Raw genomic sequence first — 16,572 nt, 5'->3', positions numbered from 1 at the left:
ATGAGAATTGCCATTGGTTGTGATCATATTGTGACGGATACCAAAATAGCAGTTTCTGATTTTTTGAAAGCAAAGGGATATGAAATTTTAGATGTAGGCACGTATGATTTTACTCGAACTCACTATCCTATTTTCGGAAAAAAAGTGGGAGAAGCCGTAATGAGCAATCAGGCTGATTTGGGTATATGTATTTGCGGAACAGGCGTTGGAATTAACAATGCGGTTAACAAAGTGCCGGGTATCCGTTCTGCTTTAGTTCGCGATATGACTACAGCGTTGTATGCGAAAGAGGAATTGAACGCAAATGTTATTGGTTTCGGTGGGAAAATAACAGGAGAATTCTTGATCTGTGATATCGCTGCTGCCTTTATTGAAGCACACTATCATCCAACAGAAGACAACGAACAACTAATTGAAAAAATTAATCAAGTTGAAAAACAACATCCAGAACAACAAGATGCGCACTTTTTCGATGAATTTTTAGATAAATGGCAACGAGGAGTCTATCACGATTAGTACGTAATCAATGAGGGTTATTTGAGAAAGCGGTCTTAAATAATAATCATTGGTATTTGAGTTAAATTCCCCTTCAGTAATTTTTATTGCTGTTTTAATGTGGCACTGTAAAGAGCATTATTAAGAAAAAGAAGTAACAAAGGAACAAATTGAAGGCTATACAGGTAACCATAAAAAGTACACGAGAAAAGAACTCGTGTACTTTTTATGGTTTCGCTGCTTGTTTTATTTTAGTAATTATTTTTCTATAAAAATAGTCCCAGAATTATTAAAATAATCCCGATAACTAAACTGCCGATGCCAGAAGCCGTACCATATTTTTTACCTAAATTTATATCAGTAGTATTTTTAGGAATCAAGTTTGAGAAAAAATACAATTTTTTTACCAAGATTAGATATGCAACAAGTAAAAGTAATAATCCTAAGAGAAGATAACTAAGATTTTCAGCTAATAAATCTAGATGAGCTAATAACAATATCCCCAAAAAGAGGCCTACCAATCCATATTTCATCGTTTTTTCTTTTACTGACATATAAATATCCCTACTTTACTTTTTAATTTATCAAGAGCATAAAACCATAGATTCGATATAAGTTCATTTTGTTGTATCCAAAAGAGGATGACCTGGAATGACCTATATAATTAGAAAATTGGAGTGATATATAGTTATTTTACCATAGCTTAAATGAGTTGATTAACTCCGAATAATGTACAACTATGTACACCTATTGTGGGTGGAATGTGTGTTGGGACTTTGCTAACCTAATAGTTGAAAAAATGAATCAATAAATTTAGAAAAGGGACTATTCAAAAGCAACTTTTTTGGGAATTGCTATATTATTTATTTTTTTAAGCGTAATCAACTAAATGTTTTTATGGATAAAGAAAGTCATTGTTCCTTGTCATCAAGCTACAACAGCCAAATTCATTAGAACTTTTTTAGTGAATGACTTTAATTTTAGAAAGGTACTGTTGTTAAACATTCATGCTATCAAAGGAGTGTGAGGCGAACGAAGCAAATATTTTCATTTTATAAAAGTTGTATTATGGACTCTTAAAAAGAGGTGATTTAAAAAATTTTGAAGTGGAAATGTTAAGAAAGGAGAGAGGAAATGACTTATTTAGTTCTGGTCAGTCATGGCGATTTTGCTAGAGGATTAAAAAATTCATTAGGAATGTTTGCTGGCGATGATATAGAGACAGTCAGAGTGTTTGGCTTACAACCTGGTGAATCTACCGATAATTTTGGTAAGCGGTTTCTTTGTGAAGTTGAAAAATTACCGCAGGAAACGAGGCTAATCGTTTTGGCTGATATTGTAGGCGGGAGTCCACTTGCTACTATTTGTAAAGTATTAGATAAGCAAAAAATGCTAGAAAATTCTCTGATTGTTGGAGGAGTGAATTTTCCAATGGCTTTAAATGCGCTTCTATTGAAAGAAACTAGTGAATTATCTGATTTGAAAAAAATGATAGTAGCAGATGCTTGTCATGGCATTAGAGAGTTAACTGTAACTGAAGACGATGTAACTGAAAACGATATAACTGAAGAGGATATCTAAAGGAGAAGATGAACATGTCAATTTCTTTTGTTCGAATCGATGATCGAATGATTCATGGCTTAATTACTTTACGTTGGACTAAAGAAATGCCTTGTGATGGCATTATAGCTGTGAATGACAAAGCAGCAAGTAACCCTATTTTAAAGGAAGCATATAAAGCAGCTGCACAAGATAAAAAAACCTTTATTTGGACAATGGCGCATTTTTTTGATGTAAAGGATAAAGTATTAGCGTCTAAGTCAAAATACTTTTTGATTACAAAGAGCCCTTTGGATATGAAAAAAATTTTGGTGGATTGGCATTTTGTTCCAAGTGAAGTAAAAATGATTAATGTTGGACCGGGAAATGACCGCGAAGGGACAATTAAATTAGGGGATAACCAATCCTTTACAGCAGAAGAAGCAGCGGCTTTTGAAGAAATTGAAAAGGCTGGTTACAAAGTGGATTTTGCCTTGTTACCTGATCAACGAATTGGTTCTTGGGCGCATTTTAAAGCTAAATTTGGTTACTGATTCTAGAAGTTTTGAAAAGAGGAGAGTAGTATTATGACAATCAACTGGATACAAGCGGCTATTTTAGGCCTATTTGCTTGTCTGTGTTCAAATTCTTGTATGGCTGGACAAGCGGTGGGAAATTATACGATTGGGCGTCCTTTAGTCGGCGGATTAGTTTGTGGCATTATTTTAGGAGATTTAAAATTAGGAATCGCTTGTGGCGTAGCGATGCAATTAGTTTACATTGCTTTAGTCACACCTGGAGGAACAGTGTCTGCTGACGTGCGGGCAATTTCATATATCGGGATTCCTTTGGCGATGGTGGCGATTTCGACCAAAGGGTTAGATCCACTTGGCGGCTCTGCAGCCGACCTGGCTAAATCGGTCGGCACATTAGTTGGAACGATCGGAACGGTATTATTTTATTCTGTTGCCGCGTTAAATTTAGTTTGGCAATCGTTTGGTTGGAAAGATATAAAAAAAGGCAAGCTTGATCATTTATATGCCATTAATTTTGGTTGGCCGTGGATTTCTCATCTACTTTTTTCCTTTTTGCCAACCGTGATTTTAACCTATTTTGGGGCTACGGCTGTTACAGCAATGAGAGATGCATTACCTATGGATGGTCTTGTAATGAAAACGCTTTTTACTGTAGGTGGCATGCTTCCGTGTGTGGGAATTGCAATTTTGTTACGTCAAATTGTTAATAAGAACATTGATTTTGTCCCTTTTTTTGTAGGGTTCACATTAGCTGCTTCATTAAAACTCAATTTAGTCTCAATAACGATTATTGCGCTTCTTTTTGCTGTAATTTTTTATAAAATTGCTTTGATTAAAAACAATACTAAACTGGTTGATTCAACAGGAAATCTAACGAATGATGACGAAGAGGAGGACATATGAGATGGAAGAGTTGAAAGCAAATAAATTAGACCAAAAAACGTTAAAGCATTCTTTTCATTTATGGTTTTGGGGAGCGTTAACTTGTTTTTCACAACAGCATATGCAAACCTTCGGCTATCTTTCTTCAATGCTTCCTATTATCAAAAAACTTTATCCGAAACATGAAGACCAAGTGAAAGCCATTCAAGCATATACAGCTTTTTTTAACACAAATCCAATGCTTGGAACGGTCATTGTTGGTGTGACTGCTAGTATGGAAGAGGCTAGAGCAAGTAAGAATGAAATTGATGGAGAAACGATTAATGATATGAGGGCAGGATTAATGGGACCGATTGCAGGGATTGGCGATTCATTAGTTGATGGTACCTTGATTCCTATCTTGTTAGGAATTTCCTTAGGAATGTCCACGGGCGGTTCGCCAATTGGTGCCATATTTTATATTATTGTTTGGACGTTAATTTCCTATTTTGGCCAACGCTTTTTGTATTTTAGAGGCTATCATTTTGGCGATAAAGCAGTAAGTTTCTTAGTTGGGAAAGAAGGAGCCGCTGTTAGAGTTGCTATCGGAGTTATTGGTAGTATGGTTGTCGGTGGGGTCCTTGCATCTTGGGTAAATGTGACTACTTCTTTTAAATTAATAGGTGCTGACGGAAAAGTTTTCCTTAAACTGCAAGATAAAATTGACAGTATTTATCCAGGATTATTAACGATACTTGTTACCTTGTTTTGTTGGTGGTTGATGTCAAAAAAACATGTTTCCGCTATTTGGACGATGCTTATTTTAGTTGTTATTTCTCTCGGTGGCGTTTTATTAGGTGTTTTCAATCCAGGATTAACTTACTGAACAATCACCAAAAAGGACTCTAACTGTTAGAGCAAACTGACTTTTGCATAAAACCGATAACGAAAAAGCTAATAAATTAAATTCTTACTCTCTAAGACACAGAAAAAATCTTGTGATTAAAATAAAAATATATAAAATAGAAGAAATTTAGAGACTAGCTTCTATTTTATATATTTTTTTGTTTTAGAAATTTAGTTGGTTTATTAGAATTTTAGGAAAAATTTTACGAAAAGTGTCGCAAAAATGGCTCCTAAAAACGGTGCAGTTCCGGGAACAATCAACCCATATTGCCAATCATTATTGGTTTTATTTTTGATTGGTAAAAGTTGATAGGCGATACGAGGACCTAAATCACGTGCTTGATTCATTGCGAATCCTGTAGTACCACCTAGCCCCATGCCGATTGCCCAAACAAGCAAGCCAACAGCAATGGGTAGTTGTGTTTCGTAGGAATGTGCAATCGCTAAAATAGATGTTAAAAAAATGAATGTTGCAAAAGTTTCAACAAAATAGTTTCTTGGTAAATTTCGTTGGTTCGGATTTGTAGAAAAAATATTACGAATGGCGATTGGATCGACACTATCGGCGGATAGCTTGAAATGATCAGCATACATAATATAAACAATGACGGCGCCACAAATGCCGCCTAACATTTCAGCGATGACATAGGGAATGAAGTAAGACCATGGAATCATTCCTAAAATAGCTTGAGCGAGGGCCATTGCTGGATTAATACAGACTCCGCCAAAGACGAACAGAACAACAGAGATTCCAAAAGCCCAAGTAGTGATTGCAAACATGTGACCAGAACCAGCGTATTTTGTTCGTTTTAGGACATCGTCGCAGTGAACACCTACCCCAAATACGATCATTAATGCAGTTCCCATAAATTCTGATAAGATATGATGAAACATAAGATAAAGCTCCTTTAATCAATAGTTTTGTTATTTAATGTTTGGACGAGGCGATAGACTTCCTCGATTGTAAAATTATATTGTTTAGCAATTCGTTCACAATCTTGGTATTCAATAGACTCTTTCAATAGGCCATGATAATGATTTTTTTTAATATGGACCTTACCAAAAGGTGTTTCCAAGATTTTGAAAGAACGGTCCATCACACTACGTTCCATTGTTTGAAAACGCATACCAATTGTAGAAGTATGTTTAAAGAGTAGTTCTGTAAAATATTCTTTTTCCTCTGTTGTTGTTAAAACCGTTAATAGAATGGCACTTCGGTTTTTTTTCATATGAATGGGCGTGAAAAAAACATCTAGAGCACCATGCTCCAATAATAGATCCATTGCGTAACCTAACTGTTCAGGTGTTTGATTGTCTATATTTGTTTCAATTTTTAAAACTTGGTCATGGTGTTCTGTCCTCTTTTTTTTACTATGTGTTTCAGTAAAGATCGATCCTCTGAGGGCATTGAACTTGCCTGTTTCCCGTTTGCCGAATCCGTAACCTATTTTTTCAATTAATCGTTGTTCTGGTGCGACAAATAGAGGACTAAGTTCTTTAAAAATAGCTAAGCCAGTCGGTGTGACAAGTTCAGTTTTTATCTCAAAGTCTTGTTGAATGATTAAATTCGTTTCTTTACGTAATTCCATCACCGCAGGAACTGGTATTGGCATGACTCCATGGGCAATTGTGATAGTACCACTTCCATCTGTAATTGGCGTTGAATAGACTTGTTCAATCTCTAACTGTTCCCATAAGATAAAAAAGCCAACGATGTCAACAATTGAATCAATTGCTCCAACTTCATGAAAATGAATAGTGTCAATTGTTTGTTGATGAACAGCAGCTTCAGCTTTTGCAATGTCATAGAAAACATTTTTACTATGTTTTTTTACAAAATTGGACAAGTCGCTTTTTTCAATTAATGTATAAATATCTTTTAAATTTCTAGAATGGCTATGATGATGTGCATGTTCTTTCGTTTCATGATGTTCATTTTCGTGGTGAGGAGAGAGACTGTGTTTTATACCGTAATCCTTTTTTCCATGTTGTAGGAGAACATCGAAATCTGTTCCGTAAATACAACTTTTAGCAATTCGTTGGGCTTGAATGGTGAACCCATCGATGGGAAGTTTTTTTAATTCGATTAACAGTTTGTTTAAATCCCCGCCTAAGTCAAGCAACAATCCATTAAACATATCACCACTAAGACCAGAAAATGGTTCTAAAAATAAGCTTTTCATAGTGAAGACTCCTTTATTTGATTAATCATACTTGCATTATAAGCGGCACCAAACCCGTTATCTATGTTGACTACACTAACGCCAGAGGAACAACTATTTAGCATTCCTAAAAGAGCAGTCAGCCCTTGGAAATTGCTGCCGTAGCCTATGCTAGTAGGGACGGCAATCACTGGCACGCTAACTAGTCCGCCTAACACGGACACCAGTGCGCCTTCCATGCCTGCAATCACAATAACCGCCGAAGCCTGTTGAATCTCATCTAGGTGAGCGAACAAACGATGAATGCCAGAAACGCCTACATCATAGATACGTTTTATTTGATTCCCGAAAGTTTCTGCAGTGATTGCTGCTTCTTCAGCAACGGACATGTCTGACGTTCCAGCAGTAACTATCGCAATATAGTTTTTTGTTGTAGTCTCCATTTGGTTGATAACGAAACAACGTGCAAGTTCATAGTAGGTTCCATGAGGAAAGTTCGACTCTAAAGGTTGGGCTTTTTGTTGTGAAACGCGAGTAACTAAGATTGTATTATTTTCTTTTCTTAAGCTATTGATAATTTTGATGAGTTGCTCAATTGTTTTCCCTTCCCCATAAACGACTTCTGGATACCCAGTTCTTTCTTTACGCTGCGTATCAATTTTTGCAAAGTCTAATTCGCAAAAGCCATTTAATTTGTTTGTTGCTTCTTCTAAAGATAATTTTCCCTCTTTAAAAGCTCCTAAAATTTCTTTCGGTTGCATAATACAACGCTCCTTATTCCTGATTTCTCAAGGATCATTATTCTACAATGACAGACAAGCCATCTCGAATCACAGTCACTTTTGCATTTAGACCTTCTCTTTCAAATGCTCGCTCTAACGCTTCATCAAACGTTTTTGCTATTTCCATATGCATCGAAGTGATAAGCTCAGAATCAACAAGATCTGAAACAAAAATTATATGATGATGAACTAAAATTCGCGCTAAAATTTGCGAAGTCCATTGATCTGGCACGGTTTCTAATCGTGGTGTATGGATGGCTGCTTCTAAAAATTCGTTTGGATTTTTAACATTGGCAATATTTTCATAAAAACCTTCACCACCGTGACCATCACGACATCCAGCGACCATAATAATGACACCGCCGTCTTTATTGGTTGCTTCTGCAGCGGTCATCCCTTTAACTGCTTGATAAATGTTTTGATCAAGTGGAAATCCGCCATTCGTTGAAACCGCAATGTCGCAAGGTATTTTTTTGACACGGGCAATTTCTTTTACAAAGTTACAACCAACTTTATGCGCTTCAACCATATCGCCTGCAAAGGAACCAATAATTTTTTTGTCACCATCTAAAACGACATTAACAATAAAAGCTAGATTCGCTTTAGCGGCAGCGTAGACCATATCATTATGAATCGGATTATCCGTTAAATTTCCTGTCCGTGAGTTGGAGGAATCAATAAATTCTCCAGAATGGTTAGCCATGATGGTTTTATAAGAAGCAATTCCAGGTAAAACAGATTTACGTCCACCAGAAAATCCTGCAAAAAAGTGTGATTCAATAAACCCTTCGGCCAGCAGTAAATCTGCTTCTGCTGCAATGCGATTAATGATACAATCGCCCCCTGAAGGTAGTTGACCGATTTTGACCATTGAGGAATCATCAGTAGAGATATGCATAACGATTTCTTCATTCTCTACAATCTCTTTACCATATTTGCTAATCAGTTCTTCTCGTGTAGAAGGGCGATGAAAGCCTGTAGCAACTAAAATCCGTATTCTAGCTGTTTTGTTCACTGAACGAATTCTACGCAAAATAATTGGGGTGATAATATGTGAAGGAACGGGACGTGTGTGATCGGAACTAATGAGGACAATGTCTTTTTTACCCTTAGCTAATTCTTCTAATGGAAGGCTTCCAATAGGATTGTCCAGCGATTTTTCGACTGTTTCTTTCTCAGTATATGGATTTGAAAAATGTTCAGCTTTTGATTCGAGAAGCCCAATAAAATTTTTATCGGGAATTCTTGCAGTAATCATTTTCTTGTCATAAGGTAGGTTAATTTCTACCATAGCAATCATCTCCTAAGTAATATTTTACGAGACTAAGTATAATGAAATTTAGAAATCACACAGTCCTTATTGTGGGTAACATTTGCTAACAAAAGGTTGGTGAGAGTGTTTATAATAGTTAACGAATCAAACAGAAACTTAGTCAAAGGAGTGACAATTATGGAGTCAGATTATCTTACAGCTTTCTTAGATAGAAAGAAGACGCCGATTATCAAAAAAAAACGCCATACTTATCTCGCTTATCATGGATTGGAGGAAGCGTACACCTATGTATTAAAGAAAGGGGTCGTTAAGACGAGTATTATTTTAAAGGATGGACGAGAATTTAATCTGTCGTATATTGTGTCTCCTGACATTATTTCATTGTTACGTGATGAAGTATCAAATTATACATCTGCTCCTTTTAATATCCGCATTGAGTCGGAAGAGGCTAGCTTTTATCGGATACCAAGGACTGTATTTTGGGAATATGTTAGAGAAGATGCTGTTCTTCAAGATTATGTACGGGATTACTACCGAGCAAAATTATCGGAGAGTATTAGTTCCTTACAGAATATGACAATGAATGGTAAGAAAGGGGCTGTTTGTACTTTTATTTACCAATTAATTGATTTGTTTGGTGTACAGACAGAGGAAGGAATATTAATTGATTTTCAAGTAACTAATGAGGATATTGCGGGGTTTTGCGGGATTTCAACGAGAAATAGCGTAAACCGAATTATCCATGATTTAAAAGAGGAAAAAGTCATCGATATCAAAAAACAAAAAATTGTGATTTACGATCAAAGTTATTTAGCTGATTATATTGATCGATAAGATAGGAGTCTGACGAACATGCATATTCCAGAAAATTATTTAAGCCCACAAACTTGCGCAGTGATGGGCGCGATTATGGTACCTGTCTGGTACCGCGCTGTAAAAAAAGTTGACGTTCAAATTAAATTAAAAAAAGATACAGGGACCATGTTAGGGATTTCCTCCTCCTTGTCATTTTTAATAATGATGTTTAATTTGCCAGTACCTGGTGGAACAACTGCGCACGCTGTTGGGGCTGTTCTCATCGCATTATTGATGGGACCTTGGGCCGCGACGCTGTCTGTTTCGGTGGCTTTACTATTACAGGCTTGTTTATTTGGTGATGGTGGTATATTAGCTTTTGGTGCAAACGCCTTTTCTATGGCGTTTGTGATGCCATTCGTGGGATATGGAGTTTATAAGCTAGTTACGCGTGTAAAAAAATTTGAAACAATGGGTCTTTTCTTAGCTGGGTATCTTGGTGTAAATGTTGCGGCATTTTCTACTTCTGTATTATTAGGTATCCAACCCTTACTATTCCATGAAGCGAATGGTACGCCACTTTATAGCCCATATGGTCTTTCTATAACTATACCAGCAATGATGAGTGTCCATCTGTTAGTAATAGGAATTGTTGAAGGTCTCTTCACCGTGTGTGTCTATAATTTTGTAAAAAGTGTGTCAAAAGATGCAATTTTTATCGAAGAAAAGAAGAAAAGGACTCCGTTGTTGCGATTAAAGAGACTGTTATTGGTTATGGTAATTTTATGTCCATTAGGTTTGATTGATCATGCCACTGCTTGGGGTGAATGGGATTTATCTGAATTAGTCAAGAATTTAAAACAGAATCATTTACCTGCAGTACAACCAAAAGGTATGGTGAATGGTTTTTCATTTCATGCACTTTTCAGTGATTACTTTATTCCAGGACTGCCATTAGCACTTGGGTATATTTTAAGTGGCGTAACAGCCATAATCGTTTTTTTACTCATTTTTCGTTTATTTAATGGAAGAAGGCAAAGTTGATGCCTGAATGGATGAAAGAATCTTCCACGTCCTTTGAACCTAATAAAAAAGAAACCTTTATGCTTAAAAATCGAAAAGGAATCCTTTTTTTATTAAATAAATTTCAGGTGAGTGGGAAACGCAATAAGACTATTCTCAGTGATATACACCCAGCAATTCAACTGATCAGTACTTTTTTACTAATTGTTTTAATCAGCACAACACAAAAGGTTCTTGTTTTGTGGCTCTTAGGCATCTACCTAGGCATGTTACTTTTAGTTGAAAAACCAACTATTCTACGAAACATTGTCAAAAAAGCTAGTATCCTCATTTTGATGCCGCTGATTATCTATTTACCGATCTTTTTTTTAGGTCAATTTAGTTTATTATTTATTGTTCATTTGTTTTTTTTAGCCATAGCGATTAGTCAATATATGGAAACAACCAACATGAATCAATTTATAGCAGCATTAAAAATCTTTCATTTTCCGAATATAATACTTTTACAATTAGATATTACGATTAAATATATCTTTTTCTTTGGAAATCTCTTAATCCAACTGCTTGCCGCTGTAGAAGCTAGAGCAGTTGGTGGGAATATCCAGTTGAGTACGGGTAGTAATTTAATCAGTCTTATTTCTTTAAAATCTTTTACGTATGGGAAAAAGTTGGACATGGTGATGGAAGCAAGAGGATATACTGGTCAATATTATCGAGTAAAGCAACCATTAAAAACGAAAGATTTTTTGGTTAGTATTGTCTATCTTTTATTTTTCGGGGGGTTGCTTTATTTAGGGAGGAACTAATATGTATCGAGTAAATCATTTGGTTTATCGCTATCAAACGAAGCCTGTTTTTTCGCCTTGTAATTTGGAAATAGCCAGAGGAGAATATCTGGTTTTGATGGGAGATAACGGCAGTGGGAAATCCACTTTTTTAAATTTGCTCGCAGGTTTTTTAAAACCTTCCGAGGGAACGATTTATTTTATGGAACAATCATTAACGGCCTGGAAAAAAGACCCTATTCATAAAAAAAAGTATTATGCTCATTTGGGTATATTATTTCAAGAGACGGACACACAATTATTTAATGCAACAGTTTATGACGAATTGGCATTTGGCCCTAGACAGCTCCAACTATCCGAGCATGAAATAGCAAAAAGAATTAATGATTGTTTGAATTTATTAAAAATTACCCATTTAAGCAATCAAGTGCCTTATCAATTATCGGGAGGAGAAAAGAAAAAAGTGGCTTTTGCTAGTCTGTTAGTAATGAATCCAGACGTGTATTTATTAGATGAGCCGTTTACTGGGTTGACAAAAGAATCGGAAAAATTATTTAAAAAGATAATAAAAAATCTGCATCAACTTGGTAAAACAATTATCCTTTCCGCCCATGACTATTTGAGTATTTGCGAGGAAGCTGATTCCATTATATTGTTTGATTCGGCTGTTACAAGGTACTCAAAGGAAGAGATAGAAGCCAATGCTAACTTGTTACAACATTTAAAACGGTATTAAGTGTACAAATATTGACAATAATTGATACTATGAATCGTGATTTTTTCTATTGTGGAGATGTCTATAATTAATTATGTAAAAGAAAATCAATAGGAGATGGTTTAAATGTCTGTCATGAAAACGAAAGAACAAAATTTAGTTCGCGAATTACAAAAAATGGATAAGTTGGCTGTTGCATATTCAGGTGGAATTGATAGCTCTTACTTGCTAAAAAAAGCTTTGGACACTTTAGGTGCTGAAAATGTACTTGCGGTTGTTGTAAATTCAGAATTATTTTCTGATGATGAGTTTGATAAAGCGGTTGATTTAGCTAATGGGTTGGGAGCAAATGTGTTAGGCCTTGAAATGAGCGAATTAGCGGATGATAGAATTGTTGCAAATAACCCTAATAGCTGGTTCTACAGTAAAAAATTATTATATAAAACTATTCGTTCGGCTATTCAGAAAGAGGGATTTGATGTTCTGGCCGATGGGATGATTATGGATGATAATACTGACTTTCGTCCTGGATTAAGAGCAAGAGATCAAGAAGGGGTCATCAGTCCGCTACAACAAGCTAAATTATATAAAATTGAAATACGTCAACTTGCTAAAGACGCAGGTATTTCCAATTGGAGTAAAGTTGCCTCATGTAGCATTGCTTCAAGAATTCCTTATGGCATTAAGTTAACACGCTCAGCTATTGATCAAGTATTTGCTAGTGAAAAATATTTACGGGAAATAGGTTTTCCAATTGTCCGTGTCAGAGCACATCATGATTTAGCACGGATTGAAATTCCAGAAGACAAACTTTCTCTGTTATTAGAAAACAGAGAAAAAATTGCAGATTATCTTAAAAAACAAGGATTTAATTATGTAACTTTTGACTTAGAAGGATTTAAATCTGGCCGAATGAATGATATCCTCACAGAAACTGAAAAAAAAAGTTTTTTGTGAATGTTAGACAGATAAGTTTATAAAATTGAGTCGGTGTAACGGAGTCAGGACAGGAGTATTCTGTTATAAAAACCAAGTTTTCTGCTCGATTAGATCGGTTGTTTTCATTGATTACTCTGCCAGTAGATTATCAACTTTTAAGCCTAGGAAAAATTCCCTTTGGATTTTTCCTAGGCTTTTTGTCTATTTAATCATTTGATATTTGCTAAAAAGAAATTAGCTGTAGAATTTTTTAAGATTACCAGTGATTGTTCAATTTGAGGAAAATAAATGGATTGTTTGGACTGGTTGATTAGTCGATTATTTTTGGGATTCGTGAGTGAAAGTATTTGCTGTGAATAGTTAAATAACTCAGTGTTTAGTGTGTCCGGCCTAACTGGCGTTAATTTTTTTAAGTAGTATTGTGTTTTCATAAGTTCTAAAAGAAGCTCTTCCATAGCAGTTTGCATTTCCAACAGTTGATCATTTAGTTGTTTTTGTTGCATTAAGCTTTCAGCAGAGGCATCGTTACTATAAATAGGAGATTCAAGAACAATTTCTTGAATAGAATAGTTTACTCTACGTTGTACTCGATAAGCTAGTACCCAAGCATCACTTGGTAACGTGGTCTCTTCATTGATTAACGCTAGCAAAATAGAGCTGATCGTTTTTGACCAACTATTGATATTTTTACGTAATACTTGACTATGCCATGTTGGGAAAATAAAAAACATAACAAAAGCAATCAGCGCACCAATAATTACATCAAAAACTCTTGTATAGCCTGCAGAACTACCACCTAATGTGAAAGTTAACCAAGTGGTCACACTTAGCATTAGAAATGCTTGACTTAATTTACGGACGGTTTCATACAATATAACTAGCAAACAAGACAATAGCATTGGCCATAAAGGATTTAGGTTTGTTAAGTTAGCAATTAATTGAGACAAAAAAATGCCTAAACAACCACCTAAAATAGAACCAATAGTTCTTGAAGTGATTTTACCGAGTGTACCATGATAACCTGGCATAACCATTAAACAACCAGAAATAACTACCCAGAATTCGTGATTAGCTAAAGGCAAAGGGTACATGTAATTAAGAATAAGCGAACAAAAATGACACACTAAACCTGTTAAAGCTAAACGAATTGCGAATCTAGCAGAGCTGCCTTTGTAAGAATGAAGGATCTCTTTGGCTTCTGCAAGTCCTTCTTTTGTGGGTAAGAAAGATTTAAATGAGATTTTTTTAAAGGATTGTTTGTTTTGTATCAAAAGGATTGCTGATTTTATTTCGGTGTTTGCTGAAGCAAATTCTTGAAGAGGCAGGGTTAATTGTTCTCCTTTTAAAAAGAGTAGAATTGCTTTTAAAGCAGGAAGATTTTCAGCTGCATTGGTTGAATCTAACGAGCCTGCAATTGCATCTGCTTGTGAAACCAAGGGATAAATCCATGGTGTTTTTTGATGATTGACCCAGGGCATTGTTTCAACAGATTCGCGTACTTTTATTCTGAAATGGACATAGCGTGCGGGGTTTCCTTGTGCTAATAAATATAATTGTTCATATAAATCGGCTACTAATTTTCGTGCTTCATTATTTTGCGGCTTAGAATAAAGACAATAGAACAAACAAAGGATGGACATACCTAAAATTATTGCACCCAGACCTTCAAAAGTTTGACCAATAGACAAATTGCCTTTTAATTGCGCACCAGCTAGTAAAGAAATGGTCCCAAAGAGACATCGAATATACAGACCAATACTAAAGTTTCTTACAATCCCTGAAAAATACAAACCAAGGACGAATAATAAAATAATGAATATACTTGACGACTGTAAAAGTATCCCCAGACTGGCACCAAGAAAAATCATTAAAATACCATCTATGGCACTTCTTTGTGGAGAGCTATGTCGTGGTAAGACACAAATTACAGTGCCCAAAAAGCTACCAACATTTACTAAAACAAAAGCGAAAGGAAAGACTATTGTTAGAACAGCACCAACAGCATTTGCAATAATGATACTAAGAACAAGGGCAAACCAGTTCTGTCTTGTATCAAAAGTTAGTATAGGGCGACTATACGCCCAAGATGATTCTAAGAAGACCTCAAAAAAATTTTTGATAGATAATTTCACAAAACATTCCTTCTTTAAAAATTTATTAAAAGCTAAAAAATTATTCCTCTGCTAGTATACACCTCTAAATTTTTTTTTCAAATTTGCTCTTTTTAAGAAAACTCACAATTATAGTCCAACATTAAGTTTAGCCATATATTTTTGTTGAATAAATTCTGTAAGCTCATGCCAACTTTCTTCATTTTCAATGGAATCTAAGTAGAAAATATCTTGATTAGAAGTAGCTTTTTCGAAGGAATCTGTGATGATGATATCCGCATTTGTGAAGTCTTCGGTAATAGAGATTGCGTTTGTATTATATAAGGAGGATAACCGTGTTTTAATAAAATAACTTGCATAAAAATCTTTGATAATTTGTAAATAGATTCTCACTTGTACTTTTTTTTCGGACACAGACAATGTGTAAAGCAGTTGACTGAGTAACTCTAAATGCGTTTCTTGGTGAACTAATTTTGCCACCGTTCGTTTTATTCGATTAAAGTATGCCACATCTGACGGAGTACAAATTTCTGGCTGCGGTAAATAAAGTGTTAAAAAAGTATAATAATTGCCCTCCGTTAAAAAGTACCAAGCATTAAAAATAGAAAGATAGTAAACGTATTGATAATCATGCTGATTTGTCAGTAAGTAGGCTACTTGCTTAAATAATTTTTTTGATAAGACACAATAAGGATGGTTAGATTCTATAAATAATTTTTCTATTTGTTTCGTTTGCTTTTCCGAAAAGATATAAGGGATAAAAATGCGAGATAAAAAATTAAAGTATAAAATTTCAGTTTTTCTTGTTTCGCATTGAATGTCAGCGAAGGAGTGTTCAAGAAAAAATAAAGTCACATGACTGTATTGATTGATCAGAATAAAAAAAGAATGCAGGTTTTTAGAGTGCGGCATCTTTAAGAAGTTTTGTGCACTTGTTCTAGTTTTAAATATCGCATATAAAATATAAAACGCTCTTTTCTTCATTCGGACATTTTTATAGGATCGTTCAAGAAGTTCATCGGGTAGACTTTTTTTTATTTCTTCAAGACTTATTTTAGAAAAAGGCCAAGCCAATTCTTGAAAGGAATCTTGTAGGAAAATGAAAGAAAACACTCGAATCGATAATTCATTGCCAGTTAATTGATAAATACCCTTAATACTAACGATCACTATATCAAAAATTTTAAAAAAGTTATTCAGTTGTTTCGTGATTTTTACCAGATAATGTTCAGAAATATATAAAACTTTAATTAATTCGTTTTTATCAATGGAAGAATGTGTGACCAATTGTACGCAATAATTAAATTGTACATTGTTTTTTAAAAGATTAAGTTTTAACGTGTAGGCGTATTCGACCGCGCTTTTTCGGTACGCTGGATTTACACAAACAATGCCATTATTGTTAGAGACAATAAAATGTTGGATTTGATAAGTATCCTCGAATTCTTGATTTATTTTTATCAGATTTTCTTTGACCGTTCTTTTTGAAATTTTTAAATTGGAAGAAATTTCATTTAATGACGTATGAGCTCGCTTGACTATATAAAATAAAATTTCTAGCTCATTCGTTAGGTAGGATGGAAACATGTTATGGACCTCCAAAAGTAAAATTTAGGTTCATTGTAGTCTACTTTCTTTAAATTTTTGTAT

At 34.9% G+C, this 16,572-nt stretch carries 17 protein-coding genes; 10 read left to right on the top strand and 7 right to left on the bottom strand.

What is annotated here, in order from left to right; translation table 11 throughout:
- On the top strand, positions 1 to 516 hold the full coding sequence (gene lacB, locus IGM09_RS07650) for a galactose-6-phosphate isomerase subunit LacB (RefSeq protein WP_002357189.1): 516 nt from the start codon (positions 1 to 3) through the stop codon (positions 514 to 516).
- A 245-nt stretch (positions 517 to 761) separates the two neighbouring features.
- Here the strand turns inward: lacB and IGM09_RS07645 are convergent, their stop codons facing one another.
- The gene (locus IGM09_RS07645) at positions 762 to 1,049 is read right to left on the bottom strand and encodes a hypothetical protein (RefSeq protein ID WP_010828833.1); all 288 of its coding nucleotides are present in this window, start codon (positions 1,047 to 1,049) and stop codon (positions 762 to 764) included.
- 580 nt (positions 1,050 to 1,629) lie between these two features.
- On the opposite strand from IGM09_RS07645, the gene IGM09_RS07640 reads away from it, so the two are divergent.
- The 4 genes from IGM09_RS07640 to IGM09_RS07625 are packed head-to-tail and all read left to right on the top strand — an operon-like array spanning position 1,630 to position 4,317.
- Positions 1,630 to 2,076: a PTS sugar transporter subunit IIA gene (locus IGM09_RS07640; RefSeq protein ID WP_010712575.1), complete on the top strand. Its 447-nt coding sequence runs from the start codon at positions 1,630 to 1,632 to the stop codon at positions 2,074 to 2,076.
- A 14-nt stretch (positions 2,077 to 2,090) separates the two neighbouring features.
- Complete coding sequence (locus IGM09_RS07635) at positions 2,091 to 2,588, top strand: PTS system mannose/fructose/N-acetylgalactosamine-transporter subunit IIB (protein ID WP_002357192.1); 498 nt, start codon at positions 2,091 to 2,093, stop codon at positions 2,586 to 2,588.
- A gap of 33 nt (positions 2,589 to 2,621) precedes the next feature.
- Positions 2,622 to 3,473, top strand: coding sequence for a PTS mannose/fructose/sorbose/N-acetylgalactosamine transporter subunit IIC (locus tag IGM09_RS07630; protein ID WP_033625022.1), 852 nt, complete (start codon positions 2,622 to 2,624; stop codon positions 3,471 to 3,473).
- On the top strand, positions 3,448 to 4,317 hold the full coding sequence (locus tag IGM09_RS07625) for a PTS system mannose/fructose/sorbose family transporter subunit IID (protein WP_025192021.1): 870 nt from the start codon (positions 3,448 to 3,450) through the stop codon (positions 4,315 to 4,317). Before IGM09_RS07630 ends, IGM09_RS07625 begins: the two co-directional genes overlap by 26 nt.
- A gap of 203 nt (positions 4,318 to 4,520) precedes the next feature.
- Here IGM09_RS07625 and larD read toward each other — a convergent pair whose 3' ends face one another.
- The 4 genes from larD to larA are packed head-to-tail and all read right to left on the bottom strand — an operon-like array spanning position 4,521 to position 8,572.
- Positions 4,521 to 5,231, bottom strand: coding sequence for a D/L-lactic acid transporter LarD (gene larD, locus IGM09_RS07620; protein WP_002357197.1), 711 nt, complete (start codon positions 5,229 to 5,231; stop codon positions 4,521 to 4,523).
- 14 nt (positions 5,232 to 5,245) lie between these two features.
- Positions 5,246 to 6,520: a nickel pincer cofactor biosynthesis protein LarC gene (larC, locus tag IGM09_RS07615; protein WP_033625021.1), complete on the bottom strand. Its 1,275-nt coding sequence runs from the start codon at positions 6,518 to 6,520 to the stop codon at positions 5,246 to 5,248.
- A complete protein-coding gene (larB, locus tag IGM09_RS07610) occupies positions 6,517 to 7,260 on the bottom strand; it encodes a nickel pincer cofactor biosynthesis protein LarB (RefSeq protein WP_002362000.1) in 744 nt (247 codons plus the stop codon). Before larB ends, larC begins: the two co-directional genes overlap by 4 nt.
- A 37-nt stretch (positions 7,261 to 7,297) precedes the next feature.
- Positions 7,298 to 8,572, bottom strand: a complete 1,275-nt coding sequence (larA, locus tag IGM09_RS07605; RefSeq protein ID WP_033625020.1) for a nickel-dependent lactate racemase — start codon at positions 8,570 to 8,572, stop codon at positions 7,298 to 7,300.
- Positions 8,573 to 8,731: 159 nt separating this feature from the next.
- Between larA and IGM09_RS07600 the strand changes: the two genes are divergently transcribed.
- The 5 genes from IGM09_RS07600 (at position 8,732) to larE (ending at position 12,829) form a co-directional block, all read left to right on the top strand.
- Positions 8,732 to 9,388, top strand: coding sequence for a Crp/Fnr family transcriptional regulator (locus tag IGM09_RS07600; RefSeq protein ID WP_002361998.1), 657 nt, complete (start codon positions 8,732 to 8,734; stop codon positions 9,386 to 9,388).
- An 18-nt stretch (positions 9,389 to 9,406) separates the two neighbouring features.
- Positions 9,407 to 10,393, top strand: a complete 987-nt coding sequence (cbiM, locus tag IGM09_RS07595) for a cobalt transporter CbiM (protein ID WP_002374603.1) — start codon at positions 9,407 to 9,409, stop codon at positions 10,391 to 10,393.
- A complete protein-coding gene (locus IGM09_RS07590) occupies positions 10,393 to 11,178 on the top strand; it encodes an energy-coupling factor transporter transmembrane component T family protein (protein ID WP_010709508.1) in 786 nt (261 codons plus the stop codon). The genes cbiM and IGM09_RS07590 overlap by 1 nt, the downstream gene beginning before the upstream one ends.
- A gap of 1 nt (position 11,179) precedes the next feature.
- The gene (locus tag IGM09_RS07585) at positions 11,180 to 11,893 is read left to right on the top strand and encodes an ABC transporter ATP-binding protein (protein ID WP_033625019.1); all 714 of its coding nucleotides are present in this window, start codon (positions 11,180 to 11,182) and stop codon (positions 11,891 to 11,893) included.
- 105 nt (positions 11,894 to 11,998) lie between these two features.
- Entirely contained in the window at positions 11,999 to 12,829 is an 831-nt protein-coding gene (gene larE / locus IGM09_RS07580; protein ID WP_023895614.1) for an ATP-dependent sacrificial sulfur transferase LarE, read from the top strand.
- A gap of 191 nt (positions 12,830 to 13,020) precedes the next feature.
- On the opposite strand, the gene IGM09_RS07575 is transcribed toward larE, so the two are convergent.
- Positions 13,021 to 14,943, bottom strand: coding sequence for an FUSC family protein (locus tag IGM09_RS07575; RefSeq protein ID WP_033625018.1), 1,923 nt, complete (start codon positions 14,941 to 14,943; stop codon positions 13,021 to 13,023).
- A 108-nt stretch (positions 14,944 to 15,051) separates the two neighbouring features.
- A complete protein-coding gene (locus IGM09_RS07570; protein WP_010710266.1) occupies positions 15,052 to 16,509 on the bottom strand; it encodes a helix-turn-helix domain-containing protein in 1,458 nt (485 codons plus the stop codon).
- Positions 16,510 to 16,572: the final 63 nt, after the last annotated feature.

This window comes from Enterococcus sp. DIV0167, assembly GCF_050541555.1.
Classification (GTDB): domain Bacteria; phylum Bacillota; class Bacilli; order Lactobacillales; family Enterococcaceae; genus Enterococcus; species Enterococcus faecalis.
This window is presented reverse-complemented; position numbering and strand designations above follow the sequence as displayed.